Annotated in this window: 19 protein-coding genes; 10 read left to right on the top strand and 9 right to left on the bottom strand. The window is 67.8% G+C overall.

The window, feature by feature from the left end; translation table 11 throughout:
* Positions 1-7: 7 nt before the first annotated feature.
* Positions 8-676 carry an META domain-containing protein gene (locus LV475_RS01010; RefSeq protein ID WP_250105564.1) on the bottom strand — a complete coding sequence of 223 codons (669 nt, stop codon included), beginning with the start codon at positions 674-676 and terminating at the stop codon, positions 8-10.
* Between the two features lie 60 nt (positions 677-736).
* The gene (locus LV475_RS01005) at positions 737-1,036 is read right to left on the bottom strand and encodes a hypothetical protein (RefSeq protein ID WP_136867239.1); all 300 of its coding nucleotides are present in this window, start codon (positions 1,034-1,036) and stop codon (positions 737-739) included.
* 166 nt (positions 1,037-1,202) lie between these two features.
* On the opposite strand from LV475_RS01005, the gene LV475_RS01000 reads away from it, so the two are divergent.
* The 4 genes from LV475_RS01000 to cfa all read left to right on the top strand — a co-directional run bounded on the left by LV475_RS01000 (position 1,203) and on the right by cfa (position 8,560).
* Positions 1,203-1,808, top strand: coding sequence for an NUDIX domain-containing protein (locus tag LV475_RS01000; RefSeq protein ID WP_136867238.1), 606 nt, complete (start codon positions 1,203-1,205; stop codon positions 1,806-1,808).
* Between the two features lie 198 nt (positions 1,809-2,006).
* The gene (gene acnB / locus LV475_RS00995; protein WP_136867237.1) at positions 2,007-4,589 is read left to right on the top strand and encodes a bifunctional aconitate hydratase 2/2-methylisocitrate dehydratase; all 2,583 of its coding nucleotides are present in this window, start codon (positions 2,007-2,009) and stop codon (positions 4,587-4,589) included.
* A gap of 190 nt (positions 4,590-4,779) precedes the next feature.
* Entirely contained in the window at positions 4,780-7,302 is a 2,523-nt protein-coding gene (locus LV475_RS00990) for an EAL domain-containing protein (protein ID WP_247709516.1), read from the top strand.
* A gap of 94 nt (positions 7,303-7,396) precedes the next feature.
* Positions 7,397-8,560 (top strand): cyclopropane fatty acyl phospholipid synthase, encoded by a 1,164-nt coding sequence (gene cfa / locus LV475_RS00985; protein WP_136867235.1) that lies wholly within the window; start codon positions 7,397-7,399, stop codon positions 8,558-8,560.
* 12 nt (positions 8,561-8,572) lie between these two features.
* Here the strand turns inward: cfa and LV475_RS00980 are convergent, their stop codons facing one another.
* Together LV475_RS00980 and LV475_RS00975 are read right to left on the bottom strand one after the other, a co-directional pair.
* Positions 8,573-8,821, bottom strand: coding sequence for a hypothetical protein (locus LV475_RS00980; protein ID WP_156574309.1), 249 nt, complete (start codon positions 8,819-8,821; stop codon positions 8,573-8,575).
* Between the two features lie 9 nt (positions 8,822-8,830).
* Positions 8,831-10,618, bottom strand: coding sequence for a GspE/PulE family protein (locus LV475_RS00975; RefSeq protein WP_136867710.1), 1,788 nt, complete (start codon positions 10,616-10,618; stop codon positions 8,831-8,833).
* Between the two features lie 148 nt (positions 10,619-10,766).
* Between LV475_RS00975 and LV475_RS00970 the strand changes: the two genes are divergently transcribed.
* The gene (locus LV475_RS00970; RefSeq protein WP_136867709.1) at positions 10,767-11,228 is read left to right on the top strand and encodes a YcgN family cysteine cluster protein; all 462 of its coding nucleotides are present in this window, start codon (positions 10,767-10,769) and stop codon (positions 11,226-11,228) included.
* On the opposite strand, the gene LV475_RS00965 is transcribed toward LV475_RS00970, so the two are convergent.
* The 3 genes from LV475_RS00965 to nth form a co-directional block, all read right to left on the bottom strand.
* The gene (locus LV475_RS00965; protein ID WP_136867708.1) at positions 11,225-13,558 is read right to left on the bottom strand and encodes a heavy metal translocating P-type ATPase; all 2,334 of its coding nucleotides are present in this window, start codon (positions 13,556-13,558) and stop codon (positions 11,225-11,227) included. The two genes, LV475_RS00970 and LV475_RS00965, sit on opposite strands and share 4 nt — an antisense overlap.
* 439 nt (positions 13,559-13,997) lie before the next feature.
* Entirely contained in the window at positions 13,998-14,432 is a 435-nt protein-coding gene (locus tag LV475_RS00960) for a DUF1841 family protein (RefSeq protein WP_136867707.1), read from the bottom strand.
* 2 nt (positions 14,433-14,434) lie between these two features.
* Entirely contained in the window at positions 14,435-15,112 is a 678-nt protein-coding gene (nth, locus tag LV475_RS00955) for an endonuclease III (RefSeq protein WP_136867706.1), read from the bottom strand.
* A 128-nt stretch (positions 15,113-15,240) separates the two neighbouring features.
* Between nth and LV475_RS00950 the strand changes: the two genes are divergently transcribed.
* Complete coding sequence (locus tag LV475_RS00950) at positions 15,241-15,813, top strand: hypothetical protein (RefSeq protein ID WP_136867705.1); 573 nt, start codon at positions 15,241-15,243, stop codon at positions 15,811-15,813.
* An 11-nt stretch (positions 15,814-15,824) separates the two neighbouring features.
* On the top strand, positions 15,825-16,415 hold the full coding sequence (locus LV475_RS00945) for a cob(I)yrinic acid a,c-diamide adenosyltransferase (protein ID WP_136867704.1): 591 nt from the start codon (positions 15,825-15,827) through the stop codon (positions 16,413-16,415).
* On the opposite strand, the gene LV475_RS00940 is transcribed toward LV475_RS00945, so the two are convergent.
* Positions 16,388-17,773 (bottom strand): YihY/virulence factor BrkB family protein, encoded by a 1,386-nt coding sequence (locus tag LV475_RS00940; RefSeq protein ID WP_136867703.1) that lies wholly within the window; start codon positions 17,771-17,773, stop codon positions 16,388-16,390. The two genes, LV475_RS00945 and LV475_RS00940, sit on opposite strands and share 28 nt — an antisense overlap.
* A 156-nt stretch (positions 17,774-17,929) precedes the next feature.
* Here LV475_RS00940 and thiD point away from each other — a divergent pair, with 156 nt between their 5' ends.
* From thiD to LV475_RS00925, 3 genes are read left to right on the top strand one after another with little or no spacing between them, the layout of a single operon-like run.
* Complete coding sequence (thiD, locus tag LV475_RS00935) at positions 17,930-18,790, top strand: bifunctional hydroxymethylpyrimidine kinase/phosphomethylpyrimidine kinase (protein ID WP_136867702.1); 861 nt, start codon at positions 17,930-17,932, stop codon at positions 18,788-18,790.
* A gap of 23 nt (positions 18,791-18,813) precedes the next feature.
* Positions 18,814-19,161 carry a YqcC family protein gene (locus tag LV475_RS00930; protein ID WP_136867701.1) on the top strand — a complete coding sequence of 116 codons (348 nt, stop codon included), beginning with the start codon at positions 18,814-18,816 and terminating at the stop codon, positions 19,159-19,161.
* 31 nt (positions 19,162-19,192) lie between these two features.
* A complete protein-coding gene (locus LV475_RS00925; RefSeq protein ID WP_250105563.1) occupies positions 19,193-20,398 on the top strand; it encodes an O-succinylhomoserine sulfhydrylase in 1,206 nt (401 codons plus the stop codon).
* A gap of 29 nt (positions 20,399-20,427) precedes the next feature.
* Here LV475_RS00925 and LV475_RS00920 read toward each other — a convergent pair whose 3' ends face one another.
* Positions 20,428-21,549 carry a hypothetical protein gene (locus LV475_RS00920; RefSeq protein ID WP_250105562.1) on the bottom strand — a complete coding sequence of 374 codons (1,122 nt, stop codon included), beginning with the start codon at positions 21,547-21,549 and terminating at the stop codon, positions 20,428-20,430.
* Positions 21,550-21,663: the final 114 nt, after the last annotated feature.

Genomic DNA, 21,663 nt, shown 5'->3' with positions numbered 1-21,663 from the left:
GTGGCGGTCAGTCGTTGATCGGGTAGGCATCCGGCGGCGGGACCTGCTGGCACTCGCGGGTTTCATCGCCCTGGGTCAATCGTCCCTCGGTGCCCTTGCCCCAGAACGTCATCGCCCCGTCCTCGTCGCGATAGCGCGAGCCCGAGGCACTCTCCTCGCGCTGCATCAGAACGGTCTGGTCGTCCACGGTCAGGCGGATCTGCCCACGGCGGATCACGTCGAAGACCACCGCCTTGCCCTGGCAGTCGAAGTGGTAGGTGCGGGTGATCGGCTCGAGCATCATCGCGAGCGTGCGGCCTTCGGCATCACGCAACAGCAGGCGCTCGCCGTCATGGTCCCAGTGACGGGTTTGCTCGAGTGCCTGCAGGAAGGCGGCTTCCTGTTTCATCTGCGCCTCGGAGCAGCTCTTGCGCGTCACGATCGTCTCGCCGTAGCCCTCGTCGCCAAGTTCGCGCCGGTACTGGTTGCAGCCGGCCACCCCGCTGAGATTGCCCTCGCTGTCCACCACGAGATCGGTGATGGTGGGGTCGATGCTCTGGATGCCGACCGCGTTGGCCAGCCGCCAGTGCGTGTCGGTCGGCGGGGTGGGGGCCGCGTTGGCCGGCGCGGTGACCAGTCCCAGCGCGAGACCCAGGCCAATGGCACGCAGGCCGGAGGAGGAGAAAGGGGTTCCCATGAGACGTGACTCCTTGTCGAGGGGTGAGTGATGGATGGACGGTCGGGGGGCGTCGCGATGCTATGGCTGCTGCGACTTGATGAAATCGTCGAGGGCGAGGGCGGTTTCCCGCGGCAACTGCCGTTGCAGGTCGGGATGCAGTCCGCGGCCCGATTCGCCCGTGATCGGCTGTGTCCAGGTCGGCTGGGCCATCGAGCGCGGCCGGCCGAGATAGTCGACCTGGAAGGCATCGGGACTGCCCTCGGCGCGCAGGATCAGGGACGGCGGCGCGTCGTGGATCTCGATCACGGTGCCGCGCTGGTCCCCGATCTGGATTTCGCGCCCGATCAGGGGCTCGAGCAGGGTGAGAATCGTATTCATGGCATCCGTCGATCGGGCGAGCGTGCTCGCCGAAATGTAGGCTAGTCTTGAGATTCTGGATAACCCACCCGACTGCCGAGCGGCTTTCGCGCAAGCCGCCTGTCGGCGGTTCGGATCGGTTGTGCCAGCCTGATTAATCCGTGGATGGTAGCAGGACCCAGCACCGATGCGTTTCGACCTCTTGGCCAATGAGACCCTGTACCGGGGTTTTTTCTCCCTGCAGCGCTATCGATTGCGTTTCGAGTATTTCGACGGCAGCTGGTCGGAGCCGATCGAGCGCGAGATCTTCGAACGCGGTCACGCCGTCGCCGTGCTGCCCTACGACCCGGGGCGCGGCGAGGTGGTGCTGATCGAGCAGTTCCGCCCCGGGGCGCTGGATGCGCCGACCGGCCCGTGGCTGGCCGAGATCGTCGCGGGCATGATCGAGCCGGGCGAGTCGGCCGAGGACGTCGCCCGCCGCGAGTCCGACGAGGAGGCGGGACTGACCATCGACGAGCTCTACCCGTTGACCCGCTACTGGGTCAGCCCCGGTGGCACCACCGAGAGCATCTACCTGTTCCTGGCCCGCGTGGATACCGGGTCGATCGATCGCGACGGTGACGGGCTGGTCGACGGGCGCTTCGGCCTCGACCACGAGCACGAGGACATCCGCGTACGGGTGGTGCCGATCGACCAGGCGCTCGCCGACGTCGAGGCGGGTCGGATCGTGGCCGCTGCCCCGGTGATCGCCTTGCTCTGGCTCGACCGCCTGCGACTGGCGGGAAAGCTCTGAGGGCGTTCGGCGGATTGGGGCGCCGGATTTGATAGAATCCGGCCTCTTCGAAACAGCCAACCGGGTCGGTCGGTCACACCGGCTCGAAAAACCGAACAACCAGGGCGTCTCGAAACACCGTCCCGGCTCCGCCGTCCACGCGGCAGCCGGTTGTCGAGGCGCTCCGAATCCATGATCACAAGCCGTTGAGGATCCCCCATGCTTGAAGCCTATCGCGAACACAAGGCCGAACGTGCCGAGCAGGACATTCCGCCGCTGGCGCTGAACGCCGAGCAGACAGCCGAGCTGATCGAGCTGATCAAGAACCCGCCGGCCGACGTCGACGGCGAAGAGCTCAAGTACCTGCTCTCCCAGCGCGTGCCGCCGGGCGTGGACAAGGCCGCCTACGTCAAGGCCGCCTTTCTCGCGGCCCTGGCCAAGGGCGAGGCCGAGTCGCCGCTGATCGATCGGCATCAGGCCGTCGAGCTGCTGGGCACCATGATGGGTGGCTACAACGTCGACCCGCTGATCGAGGTGCTCGATGACGAGACCGTCGGTGAGGATGCGGTCAAGGCGCTCTCGCGGCTGGTGATGGTCTACGACGCCTTCCGCGACGTCGAGGACAAGTACCGCGAGGGCAGCAAGAATGCCGGTCGCGTGCTCGAGTCCTGGGCCAACGCCGACTGGTTCAAGGCCAAGCCCAAGCTCGAGGAGGAGATCGAGGTGATCGTCCTCAAGGTGCCGGGCGAGACCAACACCGACGACCTCTCCCCGGCCCAGGAGGCCTGGAGCCGCCCGGACATCCCGTTGCACGCCTGCTCGATGCTCCAATCCAAGATGCCGGAGGCACTCGACACCATCAAGAAGCTCAAGGAGAGCGGCCACAAGATCGCCTACGTCGGCGACGTGGTCGGTACCGGCTCCTCGCGCAAGTCGGCGATCAACTCCGTGCAGTGGCACATCGGCCGTGACATCCCGAACGTGCCCAACAAGCGCACCGGCGGCGTGGTCCTGGGCGGCAAGATCGCCCCGATCTTCTTCAACACCGCCGAGGACTCGGGCGCGTTTCCGATCGAGTGCGACGTCGACTCGATGGAGACGGGTGACGTGCTCACCATCCGCCCGTTCAAGGGCGAGATCCTCAAGAACGGCGAGGTGATCACCACCTTCAACATGCGCCCGAGCACACTGCCCGACGAGGTGCGTGCTGGCGGCCGCATCCCGCTGATCGTCGGCCGTGGCCTGACGGCCAAGGCCCGCGAGGCGCTCAAGATGGAGCCGTCCGACGAGTTCCTGCGCGCCGAGCAGCCGGAAGACACCGGCAAGGGCTTCACGCTCGCGCAGAAGATGGTCGGCCGGGCCTGCGGCGTCGAGGGCGTGCGCCCGGGCACCTACTGTGAGCCGCGGATGACCACGGTGGGCAGCCAGGACACCACCGGCGCGATGACCCGCGACGAGTTGAAGGAACTGGCCTGCCTGGGCTTCTCCGCGGATCTCGTCATGCAGTCGTTCTGCCACACTGCCGCCTACCCGCGCCCGGTGGACATCGCCCTGCAGCACGAGCTGCCGGAGTTCATCTCCACCCGCGGCGGCGTCTCGCTGCGTGCCGGTGACGGCGTGATCCACTCCTGGCTCAACCGCATGATCCTGCCGGATACCGTCGGCACCGGCGGTGACTCGCACACCCGCTTCCCACTGGGGATCTCCTTTCCGGCCGGTTCCGGCCTGGTCGCCTTCGCCGCCGCGCTGGGCGTGATGCCGCTGGACATGCCGGAATCCGTGCTGGTGCGCTTCAAGGGCGAGATGCAGCCGGGCATCACCCTGCGTGATCTCGTCAATGCCATCCCCTACAAGGCGATCCAGAACGGCCAGCTGACCGTCGAGAAGAAGGGCAAGCAGAACGTCTTCAACGGCCGCGTGCTCGAGATCGAGGGCCTGCCGGACCTCAAGGTCGAGCAGGCGTTCGAATTCGCCGACGCCTCGGCCGAGCGCTCGGCCAACGGCTGCACCGTCCGCCTCGGCCCCGAGCCGATCAAGGAGTTCCTCAAGAGCAACATCACCCTGCTTGAGTGGATGATCAGCCAGGGCTACGAGGACAAGCGCACCCTGGGTCGCCGCATCGAGGCGATGCAGGAATGGCTCGACAACCCCGAGCTGCTCGAGCCGGACGCGGACGCCGAGTACGCCGAGATCATCGAGATCGATCTCAACGAGATCAAAGAGCCGCTCTTGGCCTGCCCGAACGACCCGGATGACATCAAGCCGTTGTCCGAGGTCGCCGGCGACGAGGTACAGGAAGTGTTCATCGGTTCCTGCATGACCAACATCGGTCACTACCGCGCCGCGGGCAAGGTGCTCGAGTCCTACGGCGGGTCGGTGCCGACTCGCCTGTGGATCGCGCCGCCGACCCGCATGGACCAGCACCAGCTGACCGAGGAGGGCTACTACAACGTCTTCGGTCGCGCCGGTGCGCGCGTCGAGATGCCGGGCTGCTCGCTGTGCATGGGCAACCAGGCGCGCGTGGCCGACGGCGCCACCGTCATGTCGACCTCGACCCGCAACTTCCCCAACCGCATGGGCAAGGACGCGCGCGTCTACCTCGGCTCGGCCGAGCTCTCCGCGGTGACCGCGATCCTCGGCAAGTTGCCGTCGGTCGAGGAGTACCAGGAGCACGTCGCCCACCTGGCCACGATGTCCGCCGACATCTACCGCTACCTCAACTTCAACGAGATCGAGGAGTACCAGGAAGAGGCCACCAAGGGGCTGCAGATGCTCAAGGACATCCCGGTGGTGACCGCCTGATGACATGAGCGCGGGGCGCTTCCGGTCGGTCGTGGTTGGATCGACGCGTCGGGAGTGACCCTGCCCAACAATGCGCGCCGGGCGTTTCCTGGTTCTCGAGGTGAGAATCATGGAGCGACCCGGCGTTGCTGTTTCTCTGTTCCAGCCCCGCCATGTCGGGGTGCTTTCCACGACACATGACAGGCCGCCCGTGAACGCCAGCCAACTCGACTTCGATCCGAAAATCGTCGACATCCTGCCGCCCGGCCGCGAGGTGCTGACCTGCCCGCCGGACACGCCCGTCTTCGAGGCCGCCGGCCTCATGCGGTCGGCCGGCGTGAGTTCGATCGTGGTCGCCGACGAGGACGGGCCGGTCGGCATCTGGACCGAGCACGACGCCCTGGCGTTGGATCTGTCGTCGTCGAGCGTGTTCGATCGACCGGTGAGGACCGTGATGAGCTCGCCGGTGCGATCGATTCCTTCGACCGCCACCCTGACCGATGCGGCACACTTGTTTCGCGAACGCCATATCCGTCACCTGCTGGTCGGCGATGGCGGGGATGGGCAGGCCGCCTTGCGCGGGATCATCTCGTTGACCGACGTGGTGCTCAACCAGGGCATCGAGCATTACCTGCATTTCCGCACGGTAGGCACGCTGGTCGGACACGAATCCGTCGTGATACGGGAGACGGACACGCTCTCGCAGGCCTCGCGGCGCATGCGCGAGGCGCGCGTGGATGCCGTGCTGGTCGCCCTCGACGAGGGCGGGCACGGCATCCTCACCGAGCGGGACCTGGTCGGCCTGATCGCGAACCGGCACGAGGACGTTGCCGTGGGCGGGGTGTGCACCCGAGAACTGTTCACCGTCCCGGCGGACGCCAGCCTGTTTCACGTGCGCCGCATGATGAACGAGCGCGGTGTCCGCCACATCGGGGTCGAGCGCGACGGCGACGTGGAGGGCCTGGTCAGCTTCGCGGACCTGCTTTCCGGCATCGAGCTGGCCTACGTGGACGAGCTGCGCTCGGCGCTGCAGGCGCGCGACTCGGCGCTGGCCAGCTCCGAGCGCAACCTGCAGCTGGCGGAAAAGGTGATCCAGACCTCGCTCGAAGGGATCATGATCACCGATGCCAAGGGCCGCATCATGCGGGTCAACCCGGCGTTCACCGACCTGACCGGCTATCGGCCCGAGGAGGTGATCGGGCACTCGCCGGCCGTGCTGCAGTCCGGCCGTCACGATAAGGCGTTCTACGACCGCATGTGGGCCACGCTCAACCGGGACGGGCAATGGCGCGGGGAGATCTGGAACCGACGCAAGAACGGCGAAATCTACCCCGAGCTCCTGACGATCAAGGCGATCACCGACGAGGACGGCGCGATCAGTCACTACGCGGCCTTGTTCTCGGACATCACCGAGCTCAAGGAGAACGAGCGCCAGATCCGGCACCTGGCCTACTACGACCCCCTGACCGGTCTGCCCAACCGCCGGCTGTTCCACGACCGGCTCGATCTGGCGATCGCGCATGCCCATCGCAGTGGCGGGCGGCTGGCAGTGCTGTTCATCGATCTCGATCACTTCAAGAAGATCAACGACACCCTGGGTCATGCCGTGGGCGACGAGCTGCTGGAGGTGGTGGCCGGCAAGCTGACCGCGTGCCTGCGCGAGGACGACTCGGTCGCCCGCACCGGCGGTGACGAGTTCCTCGCGCTGTTGCCGGAGATCGAGGACTTCGAGCCGGTGGCGGATATCGCGCAGCGCATCATCGAATCACTGAGTCGTCCCGTGGTCCTCGAGGGCCGCGAGCTGGTGATCGGTTGTTCCGTCGGCGTGGCCTTCTACCCCGACGACGGCATCGACAGCGAGACCCTGCTCAAGCACGCCGACATCGCGATGTACCGGGCGAAACAGAGTGGGCGCAATACCTACAGCCTGTTCACCCCGGCGATGAACGAGGCGGCCCGCCGGCGCCTCGATCTCGAGACCGGTCTGCGCCAGGCGATCGAGCACCAGCAGTTCCGCCTGCATTACCAACCGGTGGTCGACGGCGCGGGCGAACTCGTCGGCGCGGAGGCGCTGTTGCGCTGGGATCATCCCGAGTGGGGGGCGGTCGGGCCGGGCGAGTTCATCCCGCTCGCCGAGGAAACGGGGCTGATCCTGCCGATCGGCGAGCAGGTGGTGCACGAGGCGGTGAGCCAGTCGGCGCGCTGGGGCGGACGCGTCAAGATATCGGTCAATCTCTCGGCCCGGCAGTTCGCCGAACCCGATCTGGCCCGGTCGCTGATCGACACCTGCACGACGCTGGGCGTGCCCGGTACCGCACTGACCCTCGAGATCACCGAAACGGCGCTGATGCAGGACGTGGATGCGCACGTGGCCACGATGAGCGAATTGCGCGAGGCGGGATTCCGTTTCTCGATCGATGATTTCGGTACCGGGTATTCGTCGCTTGCCTACCTGCGTCGTTTTCCGCTCGATTGCTTGAAGATCGATCGCGGCTTTACCGCGGACATGATCGCAAGCGGTGATGCCCGCGCGATCGTCTCGGCAACCATTGCCCTGGCCCACAACCTGCGCCTGCGGGTCATCGCCGAAGGGGTCGAGACCGTCGAACAGGCCCGCCTGCTGGCCGAGCTCGGGGCCGACCTGCAACAGGGCTATTACCATGGCCGACCGATGCCCGCCGAGGCCTTCGCCCGACACTGGGGGTTGGGCCAGCCAGCGCGTCGCGCGGATTGAAAACCGCCCCGTGGCTAGCTAGATTGTTGATTCGGGGTGCAAAGCGCGGGCGTTGAGCGCGGGCACCCGGTCAAGCCAGGCACGGAGGTGCTCGATGAGCAGGCGAATGACCATGGAGGCGGAAGCGGCCGACGATCACGTGATCGATCCCGGTTCCCGCTTTGCGCAACTGCTGGCGAGGGCGGACATCCACGTCGGTGGCGAGCGACCCTGGGACATCCGTATCCGTGACCCGCGCGCCGTCGACCGTATCCTCGGCTGGGGCAATCTCGGCCTGGGCGAGGCGTTCATGGCCGGCTGGGTGGATATCGACCGGGTCGACGAGTTCGTCGAGCGCGTGTTGCGCGCCGAGCTGGCGCGCGAGGTCGGTCGCTCGCCGCGCCTGTGGCTGCCGGCGCTCAAGGCGCGCCTGCTCAACTGCCAGACCCGTTCGCGCTGCTGGGAGGTGGGCGAGCGTCACTACGATCTCGGCAACGACTTCTACCGCGACATGCTCGACCCGCGCATGACCTACACCTGCGGGTTCTGGGGCGACGGGGCCCAGACGCTTGCCGAGGCCCAGGAACACAAGCTGGACATGATCTGCCGCAAGCTCGGCCTCCGGCCCGGCCAGCGGGTGCTCGACATCGGCTGCGGCTGGGGCAGCTTCATGATCTATGCGGCCGAACACTACGGCGTGGAATGCGTGGGGCTGACCGTCTCGAAGGAGCAGACGGCGCTCGGCCGCGAGCTTGCCGGCGATCTGCCGGTGGAATTCCGCCTGATGGATTACCGCGATATCGACGAGCCGTTCGACCACGTGGTGTCGGTCGGCATGTTCGAGCACGTCGGCCGTCACAACTACGACGAATACATGCAAGTCGCCCGTCGCTGCCTCAAGCCCGACGGGCTTTTTCTGCTGCACACCATCGGCACGAACCGCGAAGGCTCGCCGCCCGATCCGTGGATCAGCAAGTACATCTTTCCCAACGGCGAGTTGCCGGCCATGCAGCAGGTGATCGATGCCTGCGAAGGGCGTTTCGTGGTCGAGGACATGCACAACTTCGGTGCCGACTACGACCGCACGCTGATGGCCTGGTACGAGAACTTCGAGCGCGCCTGGCCGCGGTGGCGCGAGCGGTACGGGGAGTCGTTCGGCCGGATGTGGACCTACTACCTGCAGTCCTGCGCCGGCGGGTTCCGCGCCCGCCAGATCCAGCTGTGGCAGTTCGTGCTGTCGCCCACGGGGGCCCGTGGCGGTTATCGTCGTCCGGTCTAATCCCGACCCGGGTCAGGCGTAGCGCGTGCCGATGAACGCGGTGGCAATGAGCAGCAGCAACACCAGGGCAATCACGATCGCGAGATCTCGCCAGTAACGCCAGTCCTCGCGCGGGTAGCGCGAGAACGAGCGCCGACGCGCCGGGCGGGCCGACGCGGGGCCCGGCGCGCGGCGTGGGGCGGGGCGGCGGCGTTTCTGTCGGCCACGCAGCGCGAGCAGGAGCATGGCGATGGCCACCAGGACGATCAGCAACAGGTCCATGACGCCGCTCTAGTGGCCGTTGCCGTTCTCGGGACCACCCAGGTCCTCGAGGCGAACGCGGTAGGCCTCTTCGAGCGAGGTGATGCCCGCCCGCGCCATTTCCAGGCCGTGGCGGGTCAGCGTGCGCATGCCCTTGTCGACGGCGAACTGGCGGAGTTCCTCGGTGGTGATGCCGTGGGCGATGCGGTTGGCCATGTCGCGGTCCACCACGATCAGCTCATAGGCCATGGTGCGGCCGACGTAGCCGGTCTGGTCACAGTGATCGCAACCGGTGGATCGCCAGAAGGTCTCGTCCTTGTCCACGCCCATCGTCTCGCAGACCAGGGGCTCGGGCTGGTGTTTCTTCTTGCAGTGAGAGCAGAGGATGCGCACCAGTCGCTGGGCCAGCACCGCCATCACGGTCGAGCTGACGAGGTAGGGCGCCACGCCCATGTCGACCAGGCGGGTCACCGCGCTGGGGGCGTCGTTGGTGTGCAGGGTGGAGAACACCAGGTGGCCGGTCAGCGCGGCCTTCACGCCGCTCTCGGCGGTCTCGAGATCGCGCATCTCGCCGATCATAATCACGTCCGGGTCGTGGCGCAGGATGTTGCGCAACGCCCGGCCGAAGGTGTAGCCGATGCCGGCATGCACCTGCACCTGGTCGATGCCGTCCATGTCGTATTCGACCGGATCTTCCACCGTGATGATGTGCGGGTCGCCGGCCTTCACCTCCTGGAGCAGCGAGTAGAGCGTGGTGGTCTTGCCCGAACCGGTCGGCCCGGTCACCAGGATCATGCCCTGGGCACGGGCGATCAGGTTGCGGATGATGCGCTCGTCGCCCTTCGAAAAGCCCAGCGCGTCGAGCGGTTTTAAGCCCATGTTCTTGTTCAGGATGCGGATGACGACGCTCTCGCCGTTGAACGTCGGCATCACCGAGATGCGCAGGTCGACCTCGTTCTTGCCCATGTGCACGCGGGCGTGGCCGTCCTGGGGCAGGCGGTGCTCGGCGATGTTCATCCGGCCGAGGATCTTGATGCGCGCGACCACGGCCGCCAGCTGGGACTTGTCGATGGAGCGGATCGTCTGCAGCGCGCCGTCGAGGCGAAAGCGCACCAGGACATTCTCGCGTCGCGGCAGGAAATGAATGTCCGAGGCGCCGCGACTGATGGCCTGCATCAATAGCGTGTTGACCATCTTGACCACCGGCGGACTGGTGGCCTCGTTCTCGATCTCGGGCTCGCGGTTCTGCGCCGCGTCTTCGCCTTCGTGGCGCAGGAAGGCCTCGCGGTCCTCGCCGACCGATTCCACCCGGTAGGCACGATTGATCCCGCTGGCGACCTGGTGCGCCGAGGCCAGCACCGGTTCGATGCCCAGCCCGGTGTAGAACCGCAGGATGGAGAGCAACTCCTGGTCGGTCGGCCGGGCCGAGGCGACCACCAGCACCGAGTTCCGCCGTGCCAGCGGCAGCACGTTCAGGCGCAGGGCCATCTCGTAGGGGATCAGCGCGGCGACCTCCGGCGGCGGCACGAACGCCCCCAGGTTTACCTGCGGGATGCCCAGCTGCGAGCACAGGGCCTGCTCGAGCTGCTCGGCCGAAATGATCTTGCGCTCGACCAGCCAGTCGCCCAGGTGCGTGGCCGGGTGGTGGCGCAACGAGTCCAGGGCGCTTTCCAGTGCCTCGCGGCTCAGTGCGCCGCGCTGCACCAGCACCTCGCCCAGCCGCTGGACACGGGCATTGCGTGCCGAATGCAGTGCCTGGTTGATGTCCGTTTCGCTGCCGATGCGCATCACCGGCATGGCCTGGGCCGTTTCCGTCATCGCGTTACCTCGTTGCGTGATGGACGAATCATCGCATACCGTCGGTCATATCCGCAGGCGTCGAGGCCCGGCGTGATAGGCTGCCGGCCCCGATCTCGACCCGGATTGCCCGCCCCCACGATTCACCACCGTTACCCGACCCTAGCCGATGAGCGACCAGCTGCCATTCTGGCGCGAGAAGCGCCTGACCGAGATGACCCCGTCCGAGTGGGAATCCCTTTGCGACGGTTGTGCCAAGTGTTGTCTCGAGAAGGTGGAAGACGAGGGCGGCGACGTCTACTACACGGACGTGGCCTGCCACCTGCTGGACGCCGGTACCTGCCAGTGCACGGACTACCTCAATCGCCAGACCCGCGTGCCCGGTTGCGTCTGGCTGCGCCCCGAGGACGTCGAGGAATTCGATTGGCTGCCGCCCACCTGCGCCTACCGGCGCATCGCGGAGGGGCGTGACCTGCCGCCCTGGCACCCGCTGCTCACCGGTGATCCCGCCAGCACCATGAAAAGCGGTTACTCGGTCGCCGGGCGGGCCGTGATCGCCGAGAACGCGGACCGGGACTCGATCGACTGGGAGGTCCACGTGGTCGACTGGCCGCTCGAAGAGAGTGACTAGTCCAGTTGAACCACGCGCAGCCGGAGGGCGTTGCCGATCACGCTCACCGAGGAAAACGACATCGCGGCCGCCGCGATGATCGGCGAGAGCAGCACGCCGAAGACCGGGTAGAGCAGGCCGGCGGCGATCGGGATGCCGGCCGTGTTGTAGGCGAAGGCGAAGAATAGGTTCTGGCGGATGTTCCGCATGGTCGCCTTGGACAGCCGATGCGCTTGCACCAGCCCGTCCAGATCGCCGCGCAGCAACGTGATCCCGGCGCTCTCGATGGCCACGTCCGTGCCGCTGCCCATGGCGATGCCGACGTCGGCGGCGGCAAGTGCCGGGGCATCGTTCACCCCGTCGCCGGCCATCGCAACGACCCGCCCTTCCGAGCGCATCCGTTCGACCACCTCGCTCTTGCCCTCCGGCAGGACATTGGCGCGCACCTGGTCGATGTCGAGTTGTCGGGCGACGGCGCGGGCGGTCTCCTCGGAATCGCCGGTGAGCATGACCACCTCGAGTCCGGCCCGCTGCAGACGGTGAACGGCATCGGCGGTCGACTCGCGGATCGGGTCGGCGATCGCCAGCAGCCCGGCGGGCTGACCGTCGACGGCCACGCTGATCACGGTCGCGCCCTCATGGCGCCACGACGTCGCCGACCCCTCCAGCGTTTTCGTGTCGATGTCGTGGCCCTCCATGAGGGTCCGGTTGCCGACCAGCACCGTTTTCCCGTCCACGCGGCCGGTAACCCCCTTGCCGTTCTCGGCATCGAAGTCGGAGGCCTCGGGCAGGTCGAGCCCGCGTTCGCGAGCCTCGGCGACGATCCCCTCGGCCAGCGGGTGCTCGCTGCCTTGTTCGAGTCCGGCGACCAGGCGCAGCAGCTCGTCCTCCCCGAGCTCGCCGGTTGCCGCGCCGGTGGCATGAATGCGGGTCACGCGCGGGCGGCCTTCGGTGAGCGTGCCGGTCTTGTCGATCACCACCGTGTCGACCTGTTCGAGGCGTTGCAGGGATTCGGCATCACGGATCAACACCCCGGCGCGCGCACCGCGACCGACACCGACCATGATCGACATCGGGGTGGCGAGCCCCAGCGCGCAGGGGCAGGCGATGATCAGCACGCTGACCGCCGCGATCAGGGCGTAGGCCATGGGTGGCTCGGGACCGACCACCGACCAGATGACGAAGGCAACCACCGCCGCGGCGATGACGCTGGGCACGAACCAGGCAGCCACGCGGTCAGCCAGCCCCTGGATGGGCGCGCGACTGCGTTGGGCCTTGGCCACCATCTGCACGATGCGCGAGAGCATCGTGTCGCGCCCGACCTTGTCGGCACGCATCACGAAGCTGCCCTGGCCATTGATGCTGCCGCCGATGACGGTGTCGCCTGCCTTGCGGGTCACCGCCATCGGCTCGCCGGTGATCATCGACTCGTCGATATTGGAGCGACCCTCGAGGATCTCGCCGTCCAGCGGCACGCGATCGCCGGGGCGCACCCGCAGGTGATCGCCGATCTCGACCTCGTCGAGCGACACGTCCTCCTCGCCACTGTCGGTGATGCGCCGGGCGGTGGTCGGGGCCAGGTCGAGCAGGGCGCGAATGGCCCCGGAGGTCTTCTCGCGGGCGCGCAGTTCGAGGACCTGGCCCAGCAGGACCAGTACCGTGATCATCGCCGCGGCCTCGAAATAGACTGCGACCGAGCCGTCGGACTGGCGGAAGGCATCCGGGAAGATGCCGGGCGCGGCCGTGGCGACCAGGCTATAGGCCCACGCCACGCCGGTGCCCAGCGCGATCAGGGTGAACATGTTGAGCTGGCGGTCGACCACCGATCGCCAGCCGCGCACGAAGAACGGTTTGCCGGCCCACAGGACCACCGGGGTGGCCAGCAGCAACTGGAGCCAGTGGTTCACCTGCGGGGCGATCCAGCGATCGATACCGAGGAAGTGGCCACCCATGGCCATGAGGAACAGCGGCAGGGTCAGCAGCGCGCCGATCCAGAACCGCCGGGTCATGTCGATCAGTTCCGGGTTGGGGCCATCGTCGCGGCTGACGGTCTCCGGTTCCAGTGCCATGCCGCAGATCGGACAGCTCCCCGGGCCCTGCTGACGGATCTCGGGGTGCATCGGGCAGGTGTAGATGGCCTCCGGGTCCTCGGCGGCCGAATCGTCCGATGGGTCATCGCCGGACAGGTAGCGCTCGGGGTCGTCCTCGAAGCGCTCCCGGCAGTGGGCCGAGCAGAAGTGGAAGGTCTCGCCGTGATACTCGCTGCGATGCTCGCTCGTCGCCGGATCGACCTGCATGCCACAGACCGGGTCGGTGACGGGCTCGTGGCGTTGGTTTGTCGACTCGCTCATCGGGGCCTACCTCGAATGGATGGGAGACGGCTGTCTCGTTCGAGCCTAGACCCTCAATCTATTTCATGCACGGGCAGACGCAGTCACCCGCGTGCACGGGGTCAGCGCTTGAGCTTGTCCCCCAGGGAAGTCTGCACGAGTCGATGGCATCTCTGGCTCGCGGGTTTGTTCGCAATCAAGGCGCCGGAGCGAAGACGGGCTCGTTGCCCGTCGAGGGACGGCAACGCCGAGTGCGGGAAAACCCGCGAGCCCCATCCGGGCGGGCCTCCAAGGGCCCATCTGCGGCGTCGCGGGGTTCGTCCGTGAACCCCGCCCTTCGGGCCGGCTCGCGCCGGCCGGATCGGCGTCGTGCCGATCCGGTCCAGCCCTTGTAAAGGGCCACGGCCCTTCACGGCGGACGGCGCCTTGCATCCGGACCCTTGGAGGTCCCGCAGAGACGTCATCGCCTCGTGCAGAGTTCCCTTAGGCATTCCATGAGCTTGACCTCGTCCGGCGGGCCGCCGTTCTGCTGGGCCTGCCAGAGGGCCTCGCCGAGACAATCGATCATCTCGTGTTCGGCCTCGAGCGGATCGGCCTTCTTCAGGGACAGTTCCGAGTGCACCGAGCGGATGCCGGCCGGGCGGTCGGTCTGCACCATCTCGCGCAGGGAAAGGTGCATGCTCATGTGCAGGAAGGGGTTGGTCACGCCCATCTCCGGCGGCCAGTCGGCCTCCAGGGCGAACTCGGGCTGGTCGAGCAGCGAATGGTATTCGGGATGATCGCGGATCACCTCGAAGATCATCTGCTCGATCGGCGCCAGGGGCTTTTTCTGCTTTCCCTTGGTCCAGGCATCGAGAAACGGCTGGCGCATACGGCGGCGGTCACTGGAGTACATGCTCAAATCTCTTCGGTAGCGTAGCGGGCGATCAGCTCGGGGCTGCAGTCCTCGGTCTTGTCGCGGAAATCGCACAGGTCGCAGACGATACAGGCCCCGCAGTCGGGTTTCCGCGCCTTGCACACGTAGCGCCCGTGCAGGATCAGCCAGTGGTGGGCATCGAGCTGGTATTCCCTGGGGATCACCTTGAGGAGTCGGTCCTCGACCGCGCGCACCGTCTTGCCCTTGGCCAGCCCGGTGCGGTTGGCGACGCGGAAGATATGCGTGTCGACCGCCATGGTCGGCTGGCGGAATACGGTGTTGAGCACGACATTGGCGGTCTTTCGGCCCACGCCGGGCAGCGCCTCGAGCGCCTCGCGGTCGGCGGGTACCTCGCCATCGTGCTTGTCGATCAGCTGCTGGCACAGGGCGTAGACGTTCTTCGCCTTGGTCTTGTACAGCCCGATGGTGCGGATCGCCTCGGTGAGCTCATCCAGTCCCAGGTCGAGGACGGCCTGCGGCGTGTTGGCCCGGGCGAACAGGGGGCGGGTCGCCTTGTTGACGCCGGCGTCGGTCGCCTGGGCGGAGAGTACGACCGCCACCAGCAGCTCGAAGGGGCTGCGGTACTCGAGCTCGGTGGTCGGCTCGGGTCGCTGGCGCTGGAAACGGGCGAACATCTCGCGGCGGGTGCGGGGATTCATCGGGGCCGGTCACTCGGGAATCGGGTGGTGGGCTGCATGATAAACTCCGCGCCCTCGGTCATCGAGCTCATGCAGAGTTTTCCAACCAACGAACCACCAGTCGGACAGGCGTCCGGGAGAATCGATACGTGGAGAAGTCATCGCAAGCCGGGTTGCCACAGCCCACACCACTGGGGATTGTCGGTGCCCTGTGGGGCGTGCTGGGCCTGTGCGCGTTGCTGCTCTGGGCCATCTATCGCCTGTCGTTCTACGGCATCGAGGCCTGGGGCGCGTCCTGGGCCTGGTGGCACTGGGCCTTCTTCGTCGGCTGGATGGTGTTCATGGTCTACAGCGAAGGCTACAAGGGGTTTCAGAAGGGGTTCTCGCCGCGGGTGGTCGCCCGCGCGGCGCACCTCTCGCGCCATCCGGTGGGTTGGCACGTGGCCCTCGCGCCGCTGTATTGCATGGGGTACATCCACGCGACCCGGAAGCGTCGCATCGTCTCCCTGTCGGTGACTGCCGGGGTGGTGCTGCTGGTGATCCTGGTCGGTTTCCTGCCCCAGCCCTGGCACGGCATCGTCGACTTGGGCGTGGTCGCCGGGCTTGGCTACGGGGTGGTCGCGATTCTCGCCTTTGCGCTCAAGGTGCTCTCCGGTCGGCCGCATGACTGGCCCGCCGACGTGCCGGCCGACGAGTACCGCGCGCAGCCCGAGCCGGGATGAGGCGGACCGACATGACGGATTCGAACGACAGTCGTGATCGCCTCTCGCGGGTGGTGACCCGCAGCGGCGATCGCGGCGAGACGGGGCTGGCCGATGGGCAGCGCCTGGCCAAGGAGGCGCTCGCCATCGAGCTGCTGGGCGAACTCGACGAGCTCAATGCCCGCCTGGGCAGCCTGAGTGTCGCGCTGACCGACGAGCCCGATGCCCTGTCGTTCGTGCGCGAGCAGCAGCAGGCGGTATTCGACCTGGGCGGTTTCGTCGCGATGGGCGAGATGGCCGCGGCGAGCCAGTTGCCGTCGCTCGATCGCCTGGACGACTGGATCGAGGCGGCCAATCGCGAGCTGCCGCCGCTCAAGGAATTCATCCTGCCCGGCGGCACCGAGGCGATGGCGCGCGCGCACCTGGTGCGCACGGGGACCCGTCGCGCCGAACGGCTGGCCTGGGCGTGGTGTCACGAGGTCGATGACGCCGAACGCGGTGGCGAACGCGCGGCGCTGGCCACCTACCTCAACCGGCTGTCCGATGCCTGGTTCGTGTTCGCCCGCCGGCTCGATCCGGCCGGCGAGCACACCGTCTACTGGCGCGGCTCCGCGCCCGGTTGATTCGCCCCGTTGCCGGCGCCTTCGGCCGGCGCCCTCGAGTCGCTACCGGCGGCCAGCGTGGTCGCGCCGATATCCTCCTCCCACTGCCGGTGGCGCCGGGCGAATCGGTCCAGGGCCGGGATGGCATCCACCAGCGGGCGGGGCAGCCGCGCCGGCTCGCCCTCGATGGCCCGTTCCACCTCGGCGAGGCTGATGCGCTCGCCCGGCCGTGCCGGCAGGAAACAGGTGGCGTCGCTCGGTTCGGTAATGCGCAGCAGTTCGGCCTCCACCAGTTTTTCCAGCAAGGGGTCGATCCAGACTGGTGCGAGCTCGGGATAGGGGTCGACCCGCTCGGCCAGCCGGTCCCGGTCGGGCGGGGTCTGGCCGGCCTCGAAGCGACGCTCGATCTCGTCGAGCAGCACGATGGCGGTAGCCAGCCGGGTCGCCGGATGCACCGGGGCGGGCTTGCCCAGGGTCAGGCGGTCGCTGTGCTGCCAGGCGTAGCTGATGCCCGCACCAACCAGCACGATCATCCAGGCAATCTGCAGCCAGACCAGGAACAGCACCAGCGAGGCGAAGGCCGAGTAGACGGCCGTGTAGCTGGTCGAACCGGCGATCAGCCCGCCGAACAGCAGGCCCAGCAGGTTCCAGAGCACCGCCGCGACCAGCCCGCCGACCAGGGCCGAGCCGGGCCGGACGCGCGTGTTGGGGATGAACAGGTAGAGAAACGCGAAGGCGCCGGTCCAGATCGCGAGCGGCACCAGGTAGCCCAGCCACTTGAGCACGGTGGCCAGCACCGAGAGTTCCGCCACGTCGCTGATCCAGGGCGCGGCCAACAGGGTGGCGGTGAGACTGCCCGCGGCGATCACCAACACCGGCCCCACCATCAGCACCGACAGGTAGTTGGCGAATCGCGCCGACATCGAGCGCATCTGGTGGACGTTCCAGATGCGGTTGAACACCCGCTCGATCTTCTGCATCAGGGCGATGACGGTATAGAAGAGCAGGGCGACGCCCACGGCCCCGAGCACGCCGACGCGGATGTTGTCGACGAAATCCAGGATGCGCAGGGTGAGCTCGTCGGCGGCATCGCCCAGCGGCGCCATCACCGAGAGCAGGAACGGCTCGATCACCGATGCCGAGCCGAACGCCTTGAGGACCGAGAACGTCACGGCCAGCAGCGGCACCATCGACAGCAGGGTGGTGTAGGACAGGCTCATCGCGTTGAGCTGCAGGTCGCCGCGCGAGGCGGACGACATCACGCTCAGCATGGCGCGTACCAGGCGTTGTGCCGTGCGCCCGAGGCGACTGGCGGGCCGGTCGTGCCAGATCCAGCGCGTGACCGGTTTGAGCCATTGGCGGGGCGTGAAGGGGATCATCGAACGGCCGGGTCCTTGTCGTGGCGGGTGACGGGTGGGGTCGCGGCGGCGCGCCGGATCAATGCGTGTGGCACTGGCTGCGTTATCATGCTCGGCCCGGCGCCATCACGACGCCGCTGCCGCCACGGCCTTATCTGCGAGGGAGCTTAGCACCAGATGGAAACCACACCGACGCTCACCGACGCCCCCGAGGTTCCCGTCGTCCTGGCCATTGCCGGACACGATCCCAGTGGCGGGGCCGGCATCCACGCGGACATCGAGGCGATCATCAGCCAGGGCGTGCACCCGGCCACGGCGATCACGGCGTTGACCGTGCAGGACACGGTCAACGTGCATGGCTTCGTGGCCAGCGACCCGAAGCTCGTGATCGACCAGTCGTTGGCGGTGCTAAACGACATGCCGGTCGGCGCGATCAAGATCGGCATGCTTGGCACCGTCGAGCTGGTCGAGGCGGTCGCCTCCGTGCTGGCACGCTTCCCGGATATCCCGGTGGTGCTCGATCCGGTGCTGGTGGCCGGCGGCGGCGGGTCGCTGGCCGACAACGCCGTGGCCGCGGCGATCGCCGAGCATCTCTTCCCGCGAGCGACCGTCGTCACCCCCAACGCCCACGAGGCCCGGGTGCTGGCGCCGGATGCCGCCAACCGCGACCAGCGTGGCCAGATGCTCTCGGCGCTGGGGGCGGAGTACGTGCTGCTCAAGGGCGGCGACGAGCCGGGCGAGAAGGTCGAGAATTGGCTGTTCGGCGTCGAGCCGCCGCGGCGCTTCGTCTACGAGCGTTTGGCCGGCCAGTTCCACGGCTCGGGCTGCACGCTCTCCTCGGCGATCGCCGGATTGATCGCGCAGGGCAGCGACCCGGTCAATGCCGTCCACGAAGGGCTCGAATACACCCACCAGACCCTGATGCACGCCGCGGCGATCGGCCGTGGCCAGTTGATCCCGCACCGCCTGTTCTGGGCCGATGACGAGGGCGGTGCGGACATGAACGACGAACCGCCCGGTTCATCGCGAGTCCATTGAACAGACCTGACGAGACGTGACCGATGGAGACCGTTCGCCCCAGCACCGACATGATGCTGCGCCAGCTCGACCAGATCGCCCACGAGATGCAGCGGGCCGGGCTCTGGTCGGATCAGCGCCCCAGCGAGCAGGCGCTGGCCAGCCCCAACCCGTTCTGCTTCGACACGCTGGCGTTCGAGGAATGGCTGCAGTGGAAATTCCTGCCGCAGATGCGCGAGTTGCTCGACCGGTTCGGCACGCCGCCGGAGAACTGCTCGATGGCGCCGTTGGCCGAGCACCAGTTCGCCGAGCTCGAGGAAGAGACCGATCGCCTGCTCGCGGCGATCGCCGAGTTCGACAACCTCGCCTGGCATTTCTTCAACGCCCGCTGAGCGCGGCCTCACGACACCCAACGGATAGCCCATGACCGATTCGCACCGCCGCCCCGATCCCGACTGGTCGCTCGCGACCCAGGCCATCCGCGTCGGCCATCACCCGACGCCCGAGCGCGAGCACGGCGAGCCGATCTTCACCACCTCGAGCTTCACCTTCGAGTCGGCCGAGCAGGCCGCGGCGCGCTTCGCCGGCGACGAGCCGGGCAATATCTACGCCCGCTTCACCAATCCCACCACGCGCATCTTCGAGGAGCGCCTGGCGGCGATGGAAGGCGGCGAGGACTGCGTCGCCACCGCCTCGGGCATGGCCGCGATCCTGACCACCTTCATGGCCCTGTGCGAGGCCGGTGACGAAGTGGTGATCGCCCGCCAGGTCTTCGGCACCACCAAGGTGCTGTTTGACAAGTACCTGGCCAAGTTCGGCCTGGTGGTGCATTGGGTGAACCTGACCGACGGGTCGCAGTGGGAGGCCGCCGTCAACGAGCGCACCCGCCTGCTGTTCATCGAGACGCCGTCGAACCCGCTCACCGAGGTCGCCGACATCCGGTGGCTGGCGGACCTGGCCCACCGGTTCGATGCCGCACTGGTGGTGGACAACTGCTTCTGCACCCCGGCCCTGCAACGCCCGCTGAGCCTCGGCGCGGACATCGTCATCCACTCGGCGACCAAGTTCCTCGACGGGCAGGGGCGCGCCATCGGTGGGGCGGTCGTGGGGGATGCCGAGCGCGTCGGCAAGGAAGTGCGCGGTTTCCTGCGGACCTGCGGACCGACCATGGCGCCGTTCAATGCCTGGATCTTCGCCAAGGGCCTGGAGACCCTGAACCTGCGCATGGAGGCCCACAGCCGCCATGCCCGCGAGGTGGCCGACTGGCTGGTCGCCCACGAAGGGGTCGCCCGGGTGCATTTTCCGGGGCTGGCCGACCACCCGCAGGCCGAGATCATCGCCGCGCAGCAGACCGGCCCCGGGGCGATCGTCTCGTTCGTGGTCGAGGGCGGGCGCGAAAAGGCCTGGGAGGTGATCAACCGCACCCGGATGCTCTCGATCACCGCGAACCTCGGTGACACCAAGACCACCATCACGCACCCGGCGAGCACCACCCACGGCCGGCTGAGTCCCGAGGCGCGTGCCGAGGCGGGCATCGACGAGGGCCTGATTCGGCTGTCGGTCGGTCTCGAGGACCCTCAGGACATCATCGCCGACCTGGCGCGGGGCTTGGGCGAACAGCTCGACTGAGGGGCGCGTGAGCGTGCCGCCCTCGCGGCTTAGTCCGGCACGCGCTCGAGGCGGTCGCGACCCGGCGTGACCTGCACCAGGTCGCCACTCTCCACGCTGTGACCGCCCTGGTAGCGCAGGGTGCTGTCACGCTCTCCCAGGTAGGAAACCCGCGCGTCACCCAACGCACGCGGCTCGCGGATCGGCCCGGCCGTCGTTTCCAGGTCTGGGCGAGTCAAGAGATTGACGCCCAGCCAGTCGGCCGGCATACCCGGGTCGATGACCTGCAATCGGTCGCCGGCCGACAGGCCGTCGCGTCGGCCCAGGTCGATCCGCAGGTCCGTGCTGCCACCCCGGCCCTCGGTCGAAAGAACGCGGCCCACCAGCGGGCGACAGCCGACGGTGTCGAGCACGTTGCCCGCCAGGGTGTCGATCGCCGCGTCCATCGACTGGCCCCAGTCGCTTTCCCAGAACCGCGCCGAGTCGGCCGCCACCTCGGGCGAGAAGGGCTTGCCGTCGGCGGCAGATAGGTCGATCTGCCAACTGTCCAGCCGCGCCCCGCGCGCCCCGTCGTCCAGCGTGGCGCTCAGCTCACCGGCCCGCGGGGCGAAGCGATCGGGCAACAGCACGATCCCCGACGGGCGTCCTTCGGTACCCAGGTCGCGCGCGACCAGCCGCAGGAAGTAGGGGGCGCCGTGACGGGAGAAGGCGTCCATGGCCGGCTCGAGGCCACCGCTGCGGGTCGGTCGCACGACGTCCACCACCTGTTGGCCATCCTGTTCGAGGCGAGCGGCCAGGCGTTCCGCGATTGCCCCGGGCAGGCCGATGACGTCGCCCGGTTCGTGGCCGACATGGGCCTCGCTGATCACGATCCGATGCGATGCCGGGCACGCCTCGTTGGGCTGCTGTGCCTGGGCGGGTGCGCTGGCCATGATCGCGGCCGCCGCGATCAGGCCCGGCAGCACGGCAAGGGCTCGGCGTGGTCGGCGGGTGGGTGCCGGCATCGTGGTCCGGCTGTCTGCCAGGCTTTCTGCCCAGCGATCGGTCTGGCTACGGGCCCGGGTATCGGTAATGGATCGGTGCATGGTGGCTGGCCTGTCGGCAAGGGTGATGTTCGCCGGGCGCGCGGTCGCCTCGCTGCCCCGGATTGAATCGGTGTCGTTGGGCTGCATGAAGCAATTGCCATGCCATGGGGCTTGCCTCGCCAACGCGATGCGTAGTCGGGCCAGCGGTTCAGTCATCCGCCGGCAAAACGCTATACTCCTCACCCACGTTTTCCGCACCCG

It is taken from the genome of Guyparkeria hydrothermalis (assembly GCF_023555375.1).
GTDB lineage: Bacteria > Pseudomonadota > Gammaproteobacteria > Halothiobacillales > Halothiobacillaceae > Guyparkeria > Guyparkeria hydrothermalis.
Note: the sequence above shows the minus strand (reverse complement) of the source record. Positions and strands in the feature narration are given on the sequence as shown.